This window comes from Sphingobacterium sp. BS-2, from assembly GCF_046161205.1.
In the GTDB taxonomy this organism is placed as follows: Bacteria; Bacteroidota; Bacteroidia; order Sphingobacteriales; family Sphingobacteriaceae; genus Sphingobacterium; species Sphingobacterium mizutaii.
The window spans coordinates 399,922-418,746 of the sequence record NZ_JBIXGO010000019.1; the positions used below are offsets into that span (position 1 = coordinate 399,922).

General features: G+C 41.6%; 13 protein-coding genes. 8 read left to right on the forward strand and 5 right to left on the reverse strand.

What is annotated here, in order from left to right; translation table 11 throughout:
• Positions 1-210 precede the first annotated feature (210 nt).
• From ACK2WI_RS13635 to ACK2WI_RS13650, 4 genes are all read left to right on the forward strand, one after another.
• Entirely contained in the window at positions 211-750 is a 540-nt protein-coding gene (locus tag ACK2WI_RS13635) for a TetR/AcrR family transcriptional regulator (protein ID WP_093101217.1), read from the forward strand.
• Positions 751-840: 90 nt separating this feature from the next.
• A complete protein-coding gene (locus ACK2WI_RS13640; RefSeq protein ID WP_409151370.1) occupies positions 841-2,547 on the forward strand; it encodes a glycoside hydrolase family 3 N-terminal domain-containing protein in 1,707 nt (568 codons plus the stop codon).
• 96 nt (positions 2,548-2,643) lie between these two features.
• The gene (locus ACK2WI_RS13645; RefSeq protein WP_409151371.1) at positions 2,644-4,071 is read left to right on the forward strand and encodes an L-serine ammonia-lyase; all 1,428 of its coding nucleotides are present in this window, start codon (positions 2,644-2,646) and stop codon (positions 4,069-4,071) included.
• A gap of 83 nt (positions 4,072-4,154) precedes the next feature.
• Positions 4,155-4,982 carry an MBL fold metallo-hydrolase gene (locus ACK2WI_RS13650; RefSeq protein WP_409151372.1) on the forward strand — a complete coding sequence of 276 codons (828 nt, stop codon included), beginning with the start codon at positions 4,155-4,157 and terminating at the stop codon, positions 4,980-4,982.
• Positions 4,983-5,052: 70 nt separating this feature from the next.
• On the opposite strand, the gene lipB is transcribed toward ACK2WI_RS13650, so the two are convergent.
• The 5 genes from lipB to ACK2WI_RS13675 all read right to left on the reverse strand — a co-directional run bounded on the left by lipB (position 5,053) and on the right by ACK2WI_RS13675 (position 10,639).
• Positions 5,053-5,751 carry a lipoyl(octanoyl) transferase LipB gene (gene lipB, locus ACK2WI_RS13655; RefSeq protein ID WP_409151373.1) on the reverse strand — a complete coding sequence of 233 codons (699 nt, stop codon included), beginning with the start codon at positions 5,749-5,751 and terminating at the stop codon, positions 5,053-5,055.
• A gap of 9 nt (positions 5,752-5,760) precedes the next feature.
• A complete protein-coding gene (gene hflX / locus ACK2WI_RS13660) occupies positions 5,761-6,951 on the reverse strand; it encodes a GTPase HflX (protein ID WP_095067834.1) in 1,191 nt (396 codons plus the stop codon).
• Between the two features lie 96 nt (positions 6,952-7,047).
• Complete coding sequence (gene recG, locus ACK2WI_RS13665; protein WP_409151374.1) at positions 7,048-9,153, reverse strand: ATP-dependent DNA helicase RecG; 2,106 nt, start codon at positions 9,151-9,153, stop codon at positions 7,048-7,050.
• A gap of 112 nt (positions 9,154-9,265) precedes the next feature.
• Positions 9,266-10,015, reverse strand: coding sequence for an SDR family NAD(P)-dependent oxidoreductase (locus tag ACK2WI_RS13670; protein WP_409151375.1), 750 nt, complete (start codon positions 10,013-10,015; stop codon positions 9,266-9,268).
• A gap of 237 nt (positions 10,016-10,252) precedes the next feature.
• Entirely contained in the window at positions 10,253-10,639 is a 387-nt protein-coding gene (locus ACK2WI_RS13675) for a RidA family protein (RefSeq protein WP_093101229.1), read from the reverse strand.
• Between the two features lie 133 nt (positions 10,640-10,772).
• Here ACK2WI_RS13675 and nagA point away from each other — a divergent pair, with 133 nt between their 5' ends.
• The 4 genes from nagA to ACK2WI_RS13695 all read left to right on the forward strand — a co-directional run bounded on the left by nagA (position 10,773) and on the right by ACK2WI_RS13695 (position 18,823).
• Positions 10,773-11,885: an N-acetylglucosamine-6-phosphate deacetylase gene (nagA, locus tag ACK2WI_RS13680; RefSeq protein ID WP_409151376.1), complete on the forward strand. Its 1,113-nt coding sequence runs from the start codon at positions 10,773-10,775 to the stop codon at positions 11,883-11,885.
• A gap of 72 nt (positions 11,886-11,957) precedes the next feature.
• Positions 11,958-13,604 (forward strand): glycoside hydrolase family 10 protein, encoded by a 1,647-nt coding sequence (locus tag ACK2WI_RS13685; protein WP_409151377.1) that lies wholly within the window; start codon positions 11,958-11,960, stop codon positions 13,602-13,604.
• Positions 13,605-13,957: 353 nt separating this feature from the next.
• Complete coding sequence (locus ACK2WI_RS13690) at positions 13,958-15,190, forward strand: exo-beta-N-acetylmuramidase NamZ domain-containing protein (RefSeq protein ID WP_409151378.1); 1,233 nt, start codon at positions 13,958-13,960, stop codon at positions 15,188-15,190.
• A 162-nt stretch (positions 15,191-15,352) separates the two neighbouring features.
• Entirely contained in the window at positions 15,353-18,823 is a 3,471-nt protein-coding gene (locus ACK2WI_RS13695; RefSeq protein ID WP_409151379.1) for a SusC/RagA family TonB-linked outer membrane protein, read from the forward strand.
• The last annotated feature ends 2 nt before the right edge of the window (positions 18,824-18,825 follow it).

The window sequence follows — 18,825 nt, forward strand, 5'->3', positions numbered from 1 at the left end:
GACGATAACAGCCTGATAATCACAAAAAAGATACATTGTTGTTATGACAATGGTAAAAACCGAAAAATTGAAAAAGATAGATTATCAATAGGTTACAGCAGAATTGAAAATCTCGGAAAGGCGAGTCGCATTAGAGATGTTACAGAGGGGCCAAATCCGTTGACAAGGACATTTTCAGAAAAATTGGATATATTTGCTTATTAATAATCAATGAAAGAAACGACACTTAGTAGGAAGGAAAAGATTTTGCAAACTGCCTTACAGTTATTTGCAATTAAGGGATACCTTGATACCTCGACCAAGGAGATTGCTGCAAAAGCTGGAGTTTCTGAAGCACTTATCTTTAAGCATTTCGGAAACAAAGATGCTTTGTTGGCACATATCGTGAAGTCTGGTTATAGGAAGGTACTCCTTCACCATAAAGGGATGATGACCTATAAGGGGGCCAAAGATTTTCTAAAGAACATGGTTCAGTTCCCGAGTAAATTGGTAGCCGATGATCCTTTGTTCTGGAAATTGCAAGAAAGACTTTCTCATCATAGTTTCTCCAAATCTCAACACGAACTCTTCATTAAGCCCGTTCAACCCATCGTCCATAAAGCGTTTGAAGAATTGGGTTATGCCAATCCAGACCTGGAAACGCAATATTTATTGCTGATCATTGATATGTTATGGAAAAAAGAGGCCTGTGGGGAGCTCGAGAATGCATCCGAATTAGCCTCTTTGGTTGAGGAAAAATACAACCTTTAGTATTGCGTGTTCCTGCGTGTTGTTTTTTAAAAGCGCAAAATATTTTAAAAAACAAGTAAAAATGCCTTATTTCGTGTAAACTATATTGTGATGATTAAGAAACTCTTCAGTTTTGGATTGCTATCCATGATGCTTATTTCTGCAGCATTCGCTCAGAACAAACCCAATTTCGTAGATTTTATCAATCAAAAGCATTCCTGGGTTGATTCTGTGTTCAATACCTTGACACCGAAGCAACGTATAGGTCAGCTTTTTTTGGTGAGAGCCCATACGAACTTGGGGCAAAAATATGTTGACTCCGTAAAACAGGTGATTGAAAAGGAGCAGTTGGGTGGATTGGTGGTATTCCAAGGAGGGCCGGTAAGACATGCAAATATGTTCAACCAATACCAAAAGGCGAGCAAGGTTCCTTTGTTGATTACATTTGATGGAGAGTGGGGATTGGGTATGCGTATGCCAGATTCGACGATTTCATACCCTTATCAGATGACTTTGGGGGCTATCCAGAACAATAATCTCTTATATGAAATGGGTAGACAAGTTGCGCGTGATTTCCACCGCATGGGTATGCACTTTAACTTTGCGCCCGTTGTGGATATCAATAACAACCCTAAGAACCCTGTCATTAACTTCCGTTCTTTTGGTGACAATAAGTATAAGGTTACTGAAAAGGCAAAAGCATATATGGACGGGATGGTTCAAGGCGGTATCCTGGCATCATTGAAGCATTTCCCTGGCCATGGGGATACTGATGTGGATTCGCACCATGATCTGCCACAATTGAAGTTTGATAGAGCAAGATTGGATAGCCTTGAAATGTATCCGTTTAGACAGTTGATCAAAGATGGTGCTCCTTCTGTGATGGTGGCACACATGAATATTCCGGCATTGGACAATACGCCAAATATCCCTTCTTCTATTTCTAAGAAAGTGGTAACGGACATTATCCGTACGGAGTTGGGCTTTAGAGGCCTGACTGTGACTGATGCGATGGATATGAGTGGGGTGAAGAAATTCTTCCCAAATGGGGAAGCTGATGTGATGGCTATTGAAGCTGGACATGATCTATTGGAAGTATCTGAGAACAGTGGTCGTGCCATTGATTTGGTTGAGAAAGCGATTAGATCGGGTAGACTGTCTCAAGCTGATATCGATGCTAGAGTGAAAAAAGTATTGGCAGCAAAATTATGGTTGGGTTTAAACCAAGTGAAACCGGTTAATACCAATAGACTTTATGAGGATTTGAATACACCTGCTGCGCAAAGCTTGGTTCAACGTATTTCAGATGCAGCGGTTACTCTGTTGAAATCTGATCGTGGCTTGAAGAGATTTGATCCTAAGAAATCAACTTCGATTGTAAGTGTGGGGATTGATCAGGTTCAAGATTTTGAGAAGGGTCTGGCTTTGCAGTTGACAGATTTTGATCAGTTTTTTATCAAAGGTGATGAAACAGAAGAGCAATTGAAAGATTTGATGAAGGATTCTAAAGATAACCGTCAGATTGTTTTAGTCATCCATGATAATCGCAGTAGACCACGCAGTGAATTGCTGTTGAACGATGCTACAAAAGATTTTATCGATAAGATTGCGGGTAGAAGAACGATTTCAGTGATGTTTACCAATCCATACGCGATGAATTCTGTGGATGTGATGCGTAGTTCATCCGTTCTTTTAGGATATCAAAATGATTTTTTCATGCAAAAAGCTGTTCTAAAGGTGTTGTTGAAACAAATTAAACCAGAAGGTAAATTACCTGTAACTATTTCTGAGCATTTAGAAAACGGAAAAGGGTTGTAATCCAATTTTGTTAACATAAAAATAAAGTAGCCAGTAAATTTTACTGGCTTTTTTTATTCAAAAGAAAGACTAATTTTGCTATGTAGATTGAGAATTATGGCAAAAGAGCAGATTTCGATATTTGATATGTTTAAGATAGGGATTGGACCATCCAGTTCGCATACTTTAGGCCCTTGGCGAGCAGCCCAGCGATTCGTTGAAGCGTTGCAGAAACGAGAGGCTTTAGAGCATGTGCAGGAGGTCAAGATCCTTCTATATGGCTCTTTGGCAAAGACTGGTATCGGTCATGGTACTGATATCGCAGTGCTGCTGGGCATGAGTGGGGATGACCCTGTGACCTTTGATGTAAATGATGTCCTGCCAAAGGTCAATCGCATCAAATCCAACAAGAAGTTGGATCTGGGGGGAAAAAGGGAAATTGATTTTTCTTATGCTGACGATTTACTTTTCCTTTATGACCAAAGTCTTCCATTCCATCCGAATGCCGTTACTTTCCAGGCTTTCTTGGACAATGGAAAAGCCATCTCTGAAACCTATTATTCTATAGGTGGTGGATTTGTGGTTCAGGAAAATGATACAGAAAGCGTATTGTCGGAGATCGACCTTCCCTTTCCAATTGATACCGCTCAAGAACTGATGGTTTCTTGTATGCGGACCGGATTGAAAATTTCGGAGTTGGTCTTGGAAAACGAATGTTCTTGGCGCTCGGAGCAGGAAACGCGGGATGGTGTTTTAAAGATCTTCCAGACTATCAAGGAATGTATTTATAAGGGCTGCCATACGGATGGGGTCTTGCCGGGTGGATTGCATGTGGAAAGAAGGGCTTCTAAACTGAACAAAAAGATGCTGAAGGGTAGAGAATATTCGGATTTTGACAGTTGGGTAGAGGCAATCCGTGCAGGTGGTAGAGATTTCGGTTATATCTTAGATTGTGTGAGCTGCTTTGCTCTGGCGGTGAATGAGGAGAATGCTTCGTTTGGTCGCGTGGTGACTGCTCCTACCAATGGTGCAGCAGGGGTGATTCCTGCGGTGCTGCAATATTACATCGTGTTCCACGATTGCTATAAGGAAGATAAGATCATTCAATTTATTGCTACTGCTTCTGAAATAGGATCTATATTTAAAAAGGGGGCAACCATTTCTGCTGCGATGGGAGGCTGTCAGGCAGAGATTGGGGTTTCATCCGCTATGGCTGCGGGTGCTTTGACCGAGTGTCTGGGAGGTTCGCAAAGGCAGGTCTTGATGGCGGCTGAGATCGCTATGGAGCATCACCTTGGACTGACTTGTGACCCAATCGGAGGTCTCGTGCAGATTCCATGTATTGAACGAAATACCATGGGAGCCATTAAAGCGATTACGGCTGCTCAATTGGCTCTTCAATCGAATCCTGACAAGGCAAAAGTGAGTTTGGATGCGGTAGTGAGCACCATGTGGGACACTGCGCAGGATATGAATGTGAAATATAAAGAGACGGCAGATGGTGGATTGGCGATTAAAGTTCCCCTGAGTTTGCCGGAGTGTTAATTCAAAAAGAAATATTTTCAAAATAGAATTAGAGCTGCCCAAAAGGGCGGCTCTTTTATTTTCGATTTTTCTATCTTTGTAAAATGATTCGATATGCGGCACTAGCTTCTGGAAGTAACGGAAATAGCTATTATATTGCTAAGGGCAATACTTCCATCTTAATTGATGCCGGAATCAATAGCAAGCACCTGCATTTAAGGATGGCATCTTTGGGGATAAACCCTGCCAGCATCAATGCCATCTTTATCACCCATGAACATACCGACCATATTTCTGGACTCTCTGTTTTCTTGAAAAGGTATCAGATCCCTGTTTATCTGACGGAGGGGACCTATGTCTCATCTAGATTGCAGTTGCCGAATTACCTTATCAATTTCATCAAGCCGAATTCTGTTATCAATTTAGCGGATTTTTCAGTTTATGGTATCCCTAAATACCATGATGCCCAAGAACCTTGCAGTTTTTTGGTTTCTGATGGAGAGTTGAATATCTCTGTCCTTACTGATTTGGGAAGGATATGTGATAATGTGAAGAAGGCAATCCGTATTGCGGATATTCTGTTTTTGGAGGCAAATTACGATGAGGAAATGTTGTTGACCGGAAGGTATCCTTATCATCTGAAAAACAGAATTAAAGGAGGCTGGGGTCACTTGTCCAATAAGATCTCTTTAGACGCTTTTATTGAAAATAAGTCCGACCGCTTGAAACATTTGATATTGGGTCACCTTTCTGGTGAGAACAATTCGGTTGAGTTGGTAGAGCAGGTCTTTCAGCCGCATTGCCAAGAATTTAAGATGTCGGTAGCTAAACGGACAGAGTCGACTCCGCTGTTTGAGATCAGTAAGCCGATTCAAACTGAAATATACGTGGAAGAATTCTCCTATCAATCGATTCAGATCATTACGGGGTAATTCCAAGAGTAAGTTGTACAAAAAGGGAGCTGTTATGATCATAACAGCTCCTTTTTTGTATTGCATATTTTTATTGCAGTTCCATTTTAAATAGCTCCGCCAGATGGCTTCTGAGTTTGGCTTTCACTTCTTCTACATCCACTTTATGGCCCAATTCTCTTTCCATGGAGGTGACATCTTTGTCATCAATTCCACAAGGGACGATATTGCCAAAATAGGCTAGATCAGCATTGACATTAAAGGCGAAACCGTGCATGGTGACCCAACGAGAAGCTCTAACGCCCATAGCGCAGATCTTCCTTGCTTTTTCATTGTCAGAATCTAGCCAAACTCCCGTGTATCCGGGGTATCTGCCGGCTTCGATTCCGTAATCAGCAAGAGTCAGGATAATGGCTTCTTCCAAGGTTCTTAGGTACAGGTGGATATCTGTGAAGAAATTATCCAGATCTAAGATCGGATAGCCTACAATCTGTCCGGGGCCATGATAGGTGATGTCGCCACCTCTATTGATCTTATAAAAGGTGGCTTCTTTTTCTTTTAATCCTTCTTCATCCAGCAACAGGTATTCTAAATGTCCACTTTTACCAAGTGTATAGACATGAGGATGTTCGGTGAATATCAAAAAGTTTGGTGTTGGATCCTGTGTGTTATTTACTCGGTTATCGTGTTTTATGGCGAGGGTCTTTGCAAAAATCTCTTCTTGTTTGTCCCAGGCATCTTGATAATCCAATAATCCCCAATCAATAAACTTTACTTCTTTGTTTTGCATTTTATTCTACTAATACAACAGGTTGTTATATGGATATCTGGCGTTATGCATTTTCACAATGATATCATATAGTTTTTCCTTGAATTCCTCTACGTTGGTTTTGTTGGTTGCAGAGATAAAGATCGCTGGATCGGCATTTTTTGCCATCCAAGAGTTTCTGAAATCATCCAAGGTCACTTTGATCTCTTCGCCATCTTCATCCAGTTCAACAGGAGGTTTATAGGCATCGATCTTGTTGAATACGGTGATGATTGGTTTGTCAACTGCACCGATATCTTTTAAGGTTTCATTTACCGCTCGGATATGATCTTCGAAATAAGGGTGGGAGATGTCAACCACATGGATCAAGACATCAGCTTCTCTAACCTCATCTAAGGTAGATTTGAAACATTCCACCAAATGGTGAGGAAGCTTGCGGATAAATCCAACGGTATCTGACAATAAGAACGGAAGGTTGTCGATTACGACCTTTCTAACCGTTGTGTCCAACGTAGCGAAGAGTTTGTTCTCGATCAATACATCAGATTTTGAGACCATGTTCATGATGGTGGACTTACCAACGTTGGTATAGCCGACCAATGCCACGCGGATCATCTCGCCCCTGTTCTTGCGTTGGGTCTCGTTTTGTTTGTCGATGACTTTTAACCTATCCTTCAACAGAGAGATTTTATTCAAGATCATCCGTCTATCACTCTCAATCTGGCTTTCACCCGGACCACGCATACCAATACCACCACGCTGACGCTCCAAGTGGGTCCACATTCTTGTCAATCTGGGCAATAGGTATTGCAGTTGGGCAAGCTCCACTTGGGTCTTTGCCTGAGCGGTTTTCGCATGTTTAGCGAAGATATCCAAGATCAGGTTGGAGCGGTCAAGCACTTTGATGCCGAAATATTTCTCGATGTTCCTCAATTGGGAAGGAGAAAGTTCATCATCAAACACCACGATGTCAATTTCTTCCGCTTGGATAAATTCTTTGATTTCATCCAGCTTACCTGATCCTACAAAGGTTGCACGGTCTGGAAAAGCTAACTTCTGGGTGAATATACCTTTGGTTACTCCACCTGCGGTAGTCACTAAAAATTCTAATTCTTCTAAATATTCTTTGGCGGTCTCGTCCGAAACATCGGGAGTGATTACACTCACCAATACTGCTGTTTCTGGCTTTACTGCCGTGTCATATATCTTAAATCTTGCCATTTATTGTTTTTAAATAGTGAACAAGCCCGCCAATGAAATGGTTCTAGCCTGTTTAAACCTTGTTTAAGTAGAAACAAGTTTACAAAGTTACGGTTTTTACGAGATTTTGTCCCAAGAAATAGCAGGGGAGCTTCTGCTTAAATACTGGGCTAAGAGTTGATTGCGTTCTTCCTGCAGGTTTGGATCCTCGTTAAAGATCTGGATGACCAATTGCCTTGCCTCGGAAAGGATGGCTTGATCTTTAGCAAGATCGGCGATTCTCATTTCCAACACTCCTGATTGCTGGGTGCCTGAAAGGTCACCAGGGCCACGGAGTTGAAGGTCCACCTCTGCGATTTCAAAACCGTCATTTGTTCGCACCATGGTTTCCAATCGGGTTCTGCCTTCCTTGCTCAATTTGTTGCTGGACATAAGGATACAGAAAGATTGCTCTGCTCCTCGACCCACTCGACCTCTTAATTGGTGTAACTGGGAAAGACCAAAGCGTTCGGAGTTTTCAATGACCATCACGGATGCATTCGGCACATTTACCCCTACCTCAATCACCGTCGTAGCAACCATTATCTGGGTTTCCCCTTTGATGAATCGCTGCATCTCGAAGTCTTTATCTTTCACAGGCATCTTTCCGTGAACAATACTGATCCTAAAATCGGGTAATGGAAACTCTCGCATTAAGCCTTCTAAGCCTGCTTCTAGATATAGCAAATCCATCTTTTCACTCTCCTTGATCAGAGGATAGACGATATAGACCTGGCGACCCTTTGCGATTTCTTCACGCATGAATCCAAAAACACGTAAGCGTTGGTTTTCGAAAAAGTGAACCGTCTTGATCGGTTTCCTTCCGGCTGGTAATTCATCAATAATGGAGATATCGAGATCACCATACATGGTCATCGCCAAAGTCCTAGGGATTGGCGTTGCGGTCATCACCAACATATGTGGAGGAATGAGGTTTTTACGCCATAATTTGGCTCTTTGTTCCACTCCAAAACGATGTTGTTCATCAATAACCACAAAACCAATATTCTTGAATTTCACCTTGTCCTCAATCAAGGCATGGGTACCGATCAGGATATCCAGCGTGCCGTCCTCCAATTCTTGGTGAATGATCCTTCTAGCCTTTGCTGGTGTTGAGCCTGTCAAAAGCTTAACTGTGCAGATATCATCGCCCAATAATTCCCTTAAACCATTGTAATGTTGAGTAGCAAGGATCTCTGTGGGAGCCATCATACAGGCTTGGTAGCCATTGTCGATAGCCAAGAGCATGCTCATTAAAGCAACCACCGTCTTTCCAGAACCCACATCACCCTGCACCAATCGGTTCATTTGAGCGCCCGTATTGCAGTCGATGCGGATTTCCTTAACCACCCTTTTTTGGGCATTGGTAAGTGGGAAGGGCAGCCTTTCATTGAAAAAGGTGTTGAACTTGTCTCCGACCTTGTTGAATTGATGGCCTTTATATCGTTGGGTATTCAGCTGCTTGTTTTTCAACAAACGGAGTTGAATAAAGAAGAGCTCCTCAAACTTCAATCTGTTTATAGCGGCCTTCATCAACTGCTCATTTTGAGGGAAATGAATGCTCAGCAAGGCTTGTTGAAGCGGTAAGAGTTTGTATTTATCAAGAATATAAGGAGGTAAAGTCTCAGCAACCGTCCTTAAAGTAGTTTCTAAGGCTGTTTGTTGAAGCTTTTGGATGCCTTTGGAATCCAGATTGAATTTCTTTAGTTTTTCCGTGGAAGAATAGACGGGTTGCATGGTCATGTTTCCGACCTTTTTTCCTTGTTGCTGGTAGAGTTCCATCTCGGGATGGGTAATGGAAATTGCTCCATTAAATTCCGTTGGTTTCCCGTAGATAATATAAGCAGAGCCGACCTTAAGGCCTTTTCTTAACCATGCAATGCTTTGGAACCAAACCAATTCCATCATCCCGGTATCATCCTTGAATTGGCCAACCAGGCGTTTAGCCCGTTTTTTGCCAACCTCCTGGAGACTCATCAACCTGCCCAATACCTGAGCGCCAACCATATCGGGATGCAGTTCTCGGATCTTATGGAATTTCGTTCGGTCGATATACCGGAATGGGTAATCCTGCAAAAGGTCTCCAATCGTAAAGATCTGGAGCTCTTTCTTGAGGACATCCGCTTTCTGCGGACCTACGCCTTTGAGATATTCTATGGGAGTTATTAACGATAAATCTGCCATGGGATAGTTAATCCCACTAAAATAATAAAAACTTTCAACTCAAGCTTTGTTTACAACAAAAGCTCCCCAGAAACGAGGAGCTTTTCACTGTTTTATATAGATAGATTTAGGGTTAAATGATGGTTGTTCCGCCATCCACTGCCAAATTTACCCCTGTAATATAGCGGGCATCTTCAGAAGCTAGAAATAAAGCCGCCAAGGCAATGTCCTCTGCTTTTCCATAGTCCTTCATCGGGATGATGGACATAAAATAAGGCTTGTGCTGCGGGTTATTCAGGTGAGCTTCAGCCATCGGGGTCATAATATAGCCGGGGTTGATTGCATTCACGCGGATTTTCATCTTGCCGAAATCTACGGCTGCTGCACGTGTAATTGCAGATACACCACCCTTAGATGCGGTGTAAGAGCCAGGTCCAGACATTCCGGTCAATGCGGCTATCGAAGAAATATTCACGATACTACCTCCGTTTTCCTTCATGTGGGGAAGAACCGCCTGCATCCCCAGCATCACACTGTTGATATTGATGTCGTAAGTCTTTTTCCAAAGCGACTCATCCTGCTCTTCAAATGGAGTAGGGACTGAAATTCCCGCATTATTGATCAGAACGTCTATCTTTCCAAAATTATTCAATGCCGCAGGGATGACATCATTAAACCAAGCTTCTCTATTTGAAACATCATGTTTTACAGCGACAGCATCAAAGCCTTCGGACTGCAATTTCTCCACGATGGCATTCAATTTATCAATTTGTATATCGGTTGCTATTACTTTTGCGCCTTCGTTTGCAAACAAATAGGTCATGGATTCACCCATCCCCGATGCTGCACCGGTAATTATGGCGACTTTGCCTTTTAATCTCATAGTAGTGTTTTTTCGTGAATAAATATCATAAGCTTCTTTCATTAAAAAAGTGACCTAGGTTACCTTCTTAAAATAAATGGCTGTTTTTCCGTAATATAGATATGGGTGAGTAACAGTTGAAATGGCATACTGTTTTTCGGTAAGGGGAAATTTTGATAATTAGCAATAGGAATCAACAAAAAATGCCAACAATGTAAATTGTTGGCATTCCTTTATTAATAGTTTTTCTACTATTCTTTATCCTTTCCAGGCAATTACGGAGATCTCCACATTTACCTCTTTAGGTAAGGTCTTTACCGCAACACATTCCCTTGCTGGTTGGTTTTCTTTGAAATATTCGGCATAAACCTCATTTACAGTTGCAAAATAGTCCATGCTGCTTAAAAAGATAGAAGTCTTTACAACGTCTGAATAGTCATAACCAGCGTTTTTCAAGATTGCGCCTACATTTTTCAATACTTGATGAGCTTCGTCAGCTACACCAGTCGTGATCAATTCCATGCTTTCTGGGATCAATGGAATCTGACCCGAAACATAAAGGGTTTTATCTGCTTTTATTGCTTGGTTGTATGGACCGATGGCTGCTGGAGCCTTATCTGTATTCAGAATTTCTTTTTGTGCCATGATTTTATTGTTCTTTGATAATAATTCTTAAAAAATGAGGTTCTGATATAGGACAGAAATCTCATTTCGCTGGTCTAATATACGATTAGGCACTTGGATTTTCAACAAAAGCGAACAATAAGTAACTTGCAGGATGAAACATAAACTTGCCCTAGTAAACGGTAGGATTTTTACCGAATATGAAATATATGAACAACATGCTCTCATAATAGATTCAGAACTAATCGCTGGTATTGTCTCAGAAGCCGATGTCCCAGAGGGTTTCGAATTAATGGACGTGAAAGGAGCAAATATAAGTCCCGGATTGATTGATTTGCAGATTTATGGAACAGGTGAAGACTTGTTTTCTGCTGAATTGACCGTGGATTCCATCCATCGCATAGAACAGAATCTATTAAAACAAGGCTGTACTTCTTTTGTGCTCACTTTGGCGACCAATACCTTGGAGCTGTTTAATCAAGCCATTCAAGTTTTTGAAGAAGCAAAACCCAAAGTTGCTTTAGGGCTTCACTTGGAAGGGCCATTCCTAAATGCAGCCAAAAGAGGGGCGCATCCTGCGGAACTGATTCAAAAAGCTAGTTTAGAACTGTTAGGGTCAGTTGTTGAAGGCAAAGAGGATGTGGTTAAAATGATGACCATAGCACCTGAGCTTACCGAGCAAGAATGTATTGACTACCTAAATGAAAAAGGCGTGTTGGTAACAGCCGGGCACAGTGCAGCCACTTATAAGGAAGCAACCCATGCTTTTGACCATGGAGTTCCTGCCGTGACCCATCTTTGGAATGCCATGTCACCGCTCCATCATCGTGATGTTGGCTTGCCGGGCGCAGCTTTCAATCATGATGCGGTTTGCGCTTCAATTATCGTGGATGGGATTCACTCCGATTTTGAAACAGTCAAGATATCCAAAGAATTAATGGGAGAACGCTTGTTCCTGATTACAGATGCCGTAGCAAAATGTGACAAAGGGATATATCAGCATGTTTTCAATGAGGATCATTATACCATGCCGGATGGCACTCTTTCCGGATCTGCCTTGACGATGCTGAAGGCCGTAGAGAACTGTGTCGAAAAGGTTGGAATCAGTCTAGAAGAAGCCTTGCGAATGGCCACATTATACCCTGCACGACTTTTTGGTCGCCATGATCTAGGTAATCTGAACTCAGGATCTATCGCCAATGTCCTGGTTTTTGACCAAGATTTCCAAGTACAACAAATTGTTTTTCAAGGAAAAAGAATTATTTAACATATAAAGAATAAGTTACAATTAGTAGGATAGCCCATAAAAGTCTTAATTTTGTGGGTTAAGAATGAATTTATGATGAGAAAAATCTTAAGTCTTTGTCTTTTTGTGCTGATGACGGTGGTGGTATTATCCTGTGGGTCGAAGAGAAGGCAAGGAAAAGTGTTGCAGCAGCCAACCGCTACGGTTACCCAGGAGATTCCAACAGAAGCTCCAAAAACTGATGAAAAACCCGTTGAGAAACCGGTTGCCAAGAAACCTGTAGGTGAGAAAGTGGCGGAAAAGAAGCCTGTTGAAAAACCGGTATTCAAGGCAAACTTACCTAATGTACCCCGCGAATTTAGAGCAGCATGGGTAGCAACAGTAGCCAATATCAACTGGCCAAGTAAAAACAATCTATCGACAGAACAACAAAAGCAAGAGGCTATCAAACTATTGGATATGTTGAAAAACAACAATTTCAATGCGGTGATCTTCCAAGTAAGACCTTCTGCTGATGCCCTGTATAAATCCAGTTTAGAGCCTTGGTCATATTTCTTGACCGGGACCATCGGAAAAGCACCAAGCCCTTATTACGATCCATTAGAATTCTGGGTTGAGGAAGCCCATAAAAGAGGGTTAGAACTGCATGTTTGGTTAAATCCTTACCGCGCGCACCATAGCAATGGAGGCCAGGTAACCAGCGAATCCCTAGTCCGCAAGTCACCAGAGAATGTAGTTAGGCTTAGGAACGGAATGTACTGGTTTGATCCAGCGAGTCAAGAAACGCAAAACCATGCCGCTTCGGTGGTCATGGATATTGTGAAACGTTATGATATCGATGGAGTTCACTTTGATGATTATTTCTATCCTTATGCAACTTATAATGGTGGAGCAGACTTTCCAGATGATAAGACCTGGTTTGCCTATAAAAAGAATGGTGGCAACCTGACCCGCCCTGATTGGAGAAGAGATAATGTCAATAAATTCATTAAACGTATCTATACAGAGATTAAAAAGGAAAAACCTTCCGTTAAGTTTGGTTTAAGTCCTTTTGGTATCTGGAAACCAGGTTATCCTTCTGGGGTTACTGGTTCTTCCCAATATGATGAATTATATGCCGACGCAAAATTATGGCTGAATGAAGGTTGGATTGATTATTTCACACCTCAATTATATTGGCCTATCGATCCACCGAGACAGAGCTTTACCAGCTTATTGAAATGGTGGCAATCTGAAAACAAGCATAACCGCCACTTATGGCCGGGCTTAAATACTGTAGAAGTTAGAGCTGCCAACAGAGCGGATGAGATCAAACGCCAAATTGCGGTTACTCGCGAAGTTATTCCGAATAGCGTAGGTGCAGTGCATTGGAGTATTGCGGGATTGACCAAAAACCCCATGTTATTAAAAGCATTGCATGATGGTCCATATTCGCAGAAAGCTTTAGTTCCGGCATCCCCATGGTTGTCTGCTAATCCGATCTTGAAGCCAACCCTGTTGTTGACCAATCAACCGAGCAGTGTATTTGTGAAATGGCTCCACAAACAGCCAGAACAAGTATTTAAATGGGTTACTTATGCGCGTTATGGAGATACTTGGGACATTCAGATCTTGGATGGTCCACAATCCGAATTGAGCTTGCCTAAGAGCAAGGATGGACATAAATTAAATGCTGTTGCAGTAAAGCCAATTGACCGTTTAGGAAACGAAGGCGACTATGCTGGTGAAGCTATAGAATAGTATTTAAACAAAAATATTTTATAAAAAAGCAGGAAAGTATGTTCTTTCCTGCTTTTTTATTTTACAAATATTTACTGTAACGATAGTGTCACGTAAATGTTACTTATATGTGTAGTATTTACACTTCCTCATGCAATCGGTTGCGGAGCTAAATGCTTTAATCAGTTAAATTTCAAGGATTCTATTCTATTATTCATGCAGATTTTTACACCTCTAATTTCTGATTCATGCGTGTTTTGCGTTTTATTTTGCGGAATATGACAGATTTTGCAGTTTCATTTGCTTTATTGTGCGGTATTTGTCTTAATTTTATCCAGTTTTTATTGCGAAACTAATTTACCGAATCTTAATTAATGGGAAACATACTCTTATATTCTGCCGTTCTTGGTTTATTATTGACAAGTGCTTGTGGTTCAACTAAGAAGAATAGCTCTTCAAATGCCTCACAGCCCGTCGTTGAAACTGTAAAACAAGAAACCATTGTACCTGCTGCCGATCAGCTTACTGCTTACTTGCCTTTGTTGAAGGGAAAGAAAGTCGGTTTGATGGGTAACCAGACCTCTGTTGTAGGTCCGCAAAAGGAACATTTGGTGGATGTACTGTTAAGAGAGAAAGTAGACCTTAAATTTGGATTCGCTCCTGAACACGGATTTCGTGGGGATATCGAAAGAGGCGAAAAGGTCAGCAATGATGTTGATGCTAAAACGGGTCTTCCCTTATTTACCCTATATGGCGGGAATGAAAAGCAAGATTCAATCGTTCAGTCGGTTGATGTCATGATTTTCGATCTTCAAGATGTGGGTGCCCGGTTCTATACTTACATCACTTCTTTGCACCGAGTTATGGAGCTTTGCGCTAAACACAACAAAGAACTGATCGTACTAGATAGACCTAATCCTTGTGGTGACCAGGTTGATGGACCTGTTCGTAAAGACGATAAATTCAAGTCCAATGTTTCTTACCATAAAATTGCTATGGTCCACGGCTTGACTGTTGGGGAATTAGCAAAGATGATCAATGGTGAGAAGTGGTTAGAGAATGGTAGCCAATGCAAATTAACCGTAATCCCAGTTCAAGGATATACACACGATAGCATGTACGACCTTCCTGTTATTCCATCACCAAGTTTACCAAACCATTTATCCGTACGCCTTTATTCTTCATTATGTCTATTTGAAGGAACTGATATTTCAGTTGGCCGAGGTACAGACTGGCCTTTCCAAGTGGTTGGGTTTACTGACCCTGTTTATGGAGATTTTACTTTTACTCCAGGTGAAAAAGCAGGTATGGCTAAACACGTAGAAGGAAAGGGCGCTACCAATTATGGACTAGACTTAAGAGGTCTAGATGCCGACAAACAGAAATTTACCTTAAAATACATACTCGATTTCTATAATAAAATGCCAGACAAGTCTAAGTTTTTTGTGCGAGCAGAATTCTTCGACAAGCTAGCCGGAACGGATGAACTTAGAAAGCAAATCATTGCTGGAAAGACAGAAGATGAAATCCGTGCCAGCTGGAAACCTGAATTGGATGATTACAAGAAAATGAGAACAAAATATTTGATCTACCCAGACTTCAAATGAAAAACAAGCATGTGAGGGCTCAATTTAATTGAGCCTATTCGCATAATGGGACATTTGATGCTTGGAAAACATTTTATCACGCAAACAAACTCGGTTGTTTCAGTTAGATGGGAATAAGCCGAATTATGATAACAAAAATTATAAATTATTAATCTTAAAGCAATGCGAAGACTTATACTCTTTTCTCTCGCTCTGGGTTTAACAATGCCGACTTATGCGTCTTTTGAGACAAACAAAGGTGTTGTTGCACTTGGAAACCATGCTAGCTGGACCAATGCTTCATCGGTGCTGCAAAATACCGTAACAGGTACGGTAAGTGGTCCGGATGGTCCCCTAGCTGGTGTTACTGTTTCGGTAGTAGGCTCCTCCGTGAAAGCCTCTACAGATGAATCAGGTAAATTCTCAATTTCGGCCGCTGTAGGTTCGACTTTAAGGTTCTCCTATGTGGGATATGAATCCAAAGAAGTTACCGTAGCTGGAAATACCATGAACGTAACGCTTCAATCTTCCAGCGACCTGTTGGATGAGGTTGTTGTGGTGGGTTATGGTACTCAAAAGAAAGGTAACTTAACTGGTGCCGTTTCAACAATCAGTGTAAAAGATAACTTGGAAGGTCGTCCGATCGCAGATGTGGGTCGTGGTATTCAAGGGGTAACCCCTGGTTTGACCGTGACGGTTCCATCGGGTGAGGTAGGTTCTGATCCACGTATCAAAATCCGTGGTGCAGTTGCTTCCTTGCAGGCTTCAGGAGATCCTCTGATCTTATTGGATAACGTAGAGATCCCAAGTATCCAATATGTAAACCCTGACGATATCGAGTCCATTACGGTATTGAAAGATGCCGCTTCATCATCGATCTACGGTGCTAAAGCTGCATTCGGTGTTATCTTGATTACCACCAAAACCGGTGCTAAAGGTGAAAAAATCGATATTTCCTATTCCAATAACTTCTCGTTCCAGAACCCTTTCAAACAATATGAAATGGGTAGGATCAATGCCTTGAAATATACCAAAGATGCCATGGAACGTATTGGATCAAATATTTCTGGTGCTTTCTACTATGTAACACCGGAAGGATATGAAATGGCGAAAGAATGGGATGATAAATATGGATCCACTTTAGGTCCAAATGATCCAACTGTTTTCGGACGTGACTGGGTTGTTGACCCAACCAATACTTCTCGTAAAATAGGTTTGAGAACCTACGATCCTTACGATTACATGGTTAGAGAATGGGCGCCAACCATTACGAATAATGCATCCTTAAATGGTTCTGTAGGTAGGACTAAATATACCGCTACTTTTGGACACATCGCTCAAAGCGGTATGTTGAAAGCAGGAGACTCCGATAAATTTAAGAGAGCAAATGCAGCAGTAAGGGTATCAACAGATGTAAGTGATTACTTGACTTTACGTGCCGGAGCAATGTTTGCCCAACGTCAAAAGCTTTATCCTTATGCCACCAACTCTACCACTGCCGATCCTTGGTACTACATGTACCGCTGGTCATCAGTTTATCCAATGGGATTGGATGAGAATGGAAGCAAAATCCGTAGCCCTTGGTCAGAATACGAAGATGCAAACGAAGCATCAATGAAACGTAACTACATCAACTTGAATGCTGGTGCAACAGTCAATATGACCAAGAACTGGAGATTAGATGTGGATTACAACTTTACCAATGAAGATTACGATTGGTTTAGACCGGGTACTCGTTTTACAGCAGCAAATAGCTGGATCGCTCCGATTCAACGTTTAGATGCCAATGGTAACCAGGTTTATGTGGATAATACAGGTGCTGTAGTACCTGCAGGTTCTCCAGGAGCTATCGCAGCGTATGACTTAAATACTCATGAATATACGGCGCCAGGAGCAAACCCTGACCATGTATATGCTCGTGCAGCATATGAGTACAAACATACTTTCAATGCTTTCTCTACTTATAATCTAAACCTTGAAAACGGCCATGAATTCAAATTTATGCTGGGCTCTAACTTGGTGTCTGATTATGGTAAATACAACTGGACTCAAAAAACTAACCTACTTGACTTGAGCAATCCGCAATTCGATCTTGCTTCAGGTACAGTAACAGGTTCTGGTGGTACTTTCTGGACTAGTCAGGTAGGTTTCTTCGGTCGTGTAAACTATGCCTTCAAAAACAAATACCTTTTGGAAGCGAATGCACGTTATGATGGATCCTCAAAATTCGTGGATGATTTGATCTGGAGATGGTTTACATCAGCTTCTGCTGGATGGGTGGCTTCAGAAGAAAACTTCATGCAATGGGCAAAACCAGCATTATCTCATTTGAAATTTAGAGGTTCATACGGAGTAATCGGTAACCAAGCCGTTCCTGCAAGTTTATATACACCAAACATGTTCCCATACGAGACATTATGGATCGGTGGTCAGAATAAATACTATGGCGTACCAACGCCTACTTTCAGCTTAAGAGATATCTCTTGGGAAGATTTGGAAACTATCGACTTTGGTGTTGATGCTCGTTTCTTAAACAACAAACTAGGTTTGGTATTCGACTACTATGTTCGTAATACCAACAACATGTTCGTTGGATTGCAAGGTACAACATGGACTACTGGTGGCGCTGCACCTCTTGGAAACTTCGGTACTTTAAAAACAAAAGGTTATGAAGTAGCAGTAGACTATAACCACCGCTTTAATAATGGTCTAGGCATCAATGTTCGTGCAAACTTTGATGATGCGATCTCAAGATTCTATAATGTGACTAGCCAAAGAACCACAGGTTCTTACTATGATGGTTCTGCTTATGGAGATATCTGGGGTTATGAAACCGACAGACTTTACCAAATGGATGACTTCGTATTAGGCGCTGATGGAAAACCTAAGTTGATCGCTTTGACCGAAGACATGACCAAATACTTTGCAAATGGTGATGGTAAAGCTTACCAATTGAAAGATCCTAATGGAGTTTACCAACCACGTTTAGAAAACACTAATACCTTCAACTTCGGTCCTGGTGATGTGAAATTCAAGGATTTGAACGGTGATGGTGAAATCGATAACGGTGATGGTACAGTAGATAATCCAGGTGATAGAAAAATCATTGGTAACACGACTCCACGTTATAACTACGGTTTACGTTTAGGCGCAGATTACAAAGGATTCGATTTCTCTATCTTCTTCCAGGGAACAGGACAACGTGCAATGTGGGGTAATGGTGCATTGGCAATCGCTGGTTATAATACCGCGGATGGTGCTATGCCAGCAGCAATCGTAGATGATTACTGGACGCCAGACAACACAGGGGCTTTCTATCCAGCTGCGTTCAACAATGCGGGTAGCAACGATGCCAACAACATGCAGGTTCAGTCTAAATACTTATTGGATCTATCTTACACTAGAATCAAGAACATCACATTCGGATATGTATTGCCTAAGAGCTTTATCGCTCCAGCTAAATTGAGCAATGTACGTGTTTATGTGGCTTTAGAAAACTTCTTTACATGGGATAAATTGAATGGCTTGCCAATCGACCCAGAGGTGGTTTCTGGATTCTCCATGTTTAATGAAAGTAACTATAACACAGGTAGAACTGGGGTTGGTACTCCATCATTCAAATCTGCTTCATTCGGTGTACAGTTAAACTTCTAATC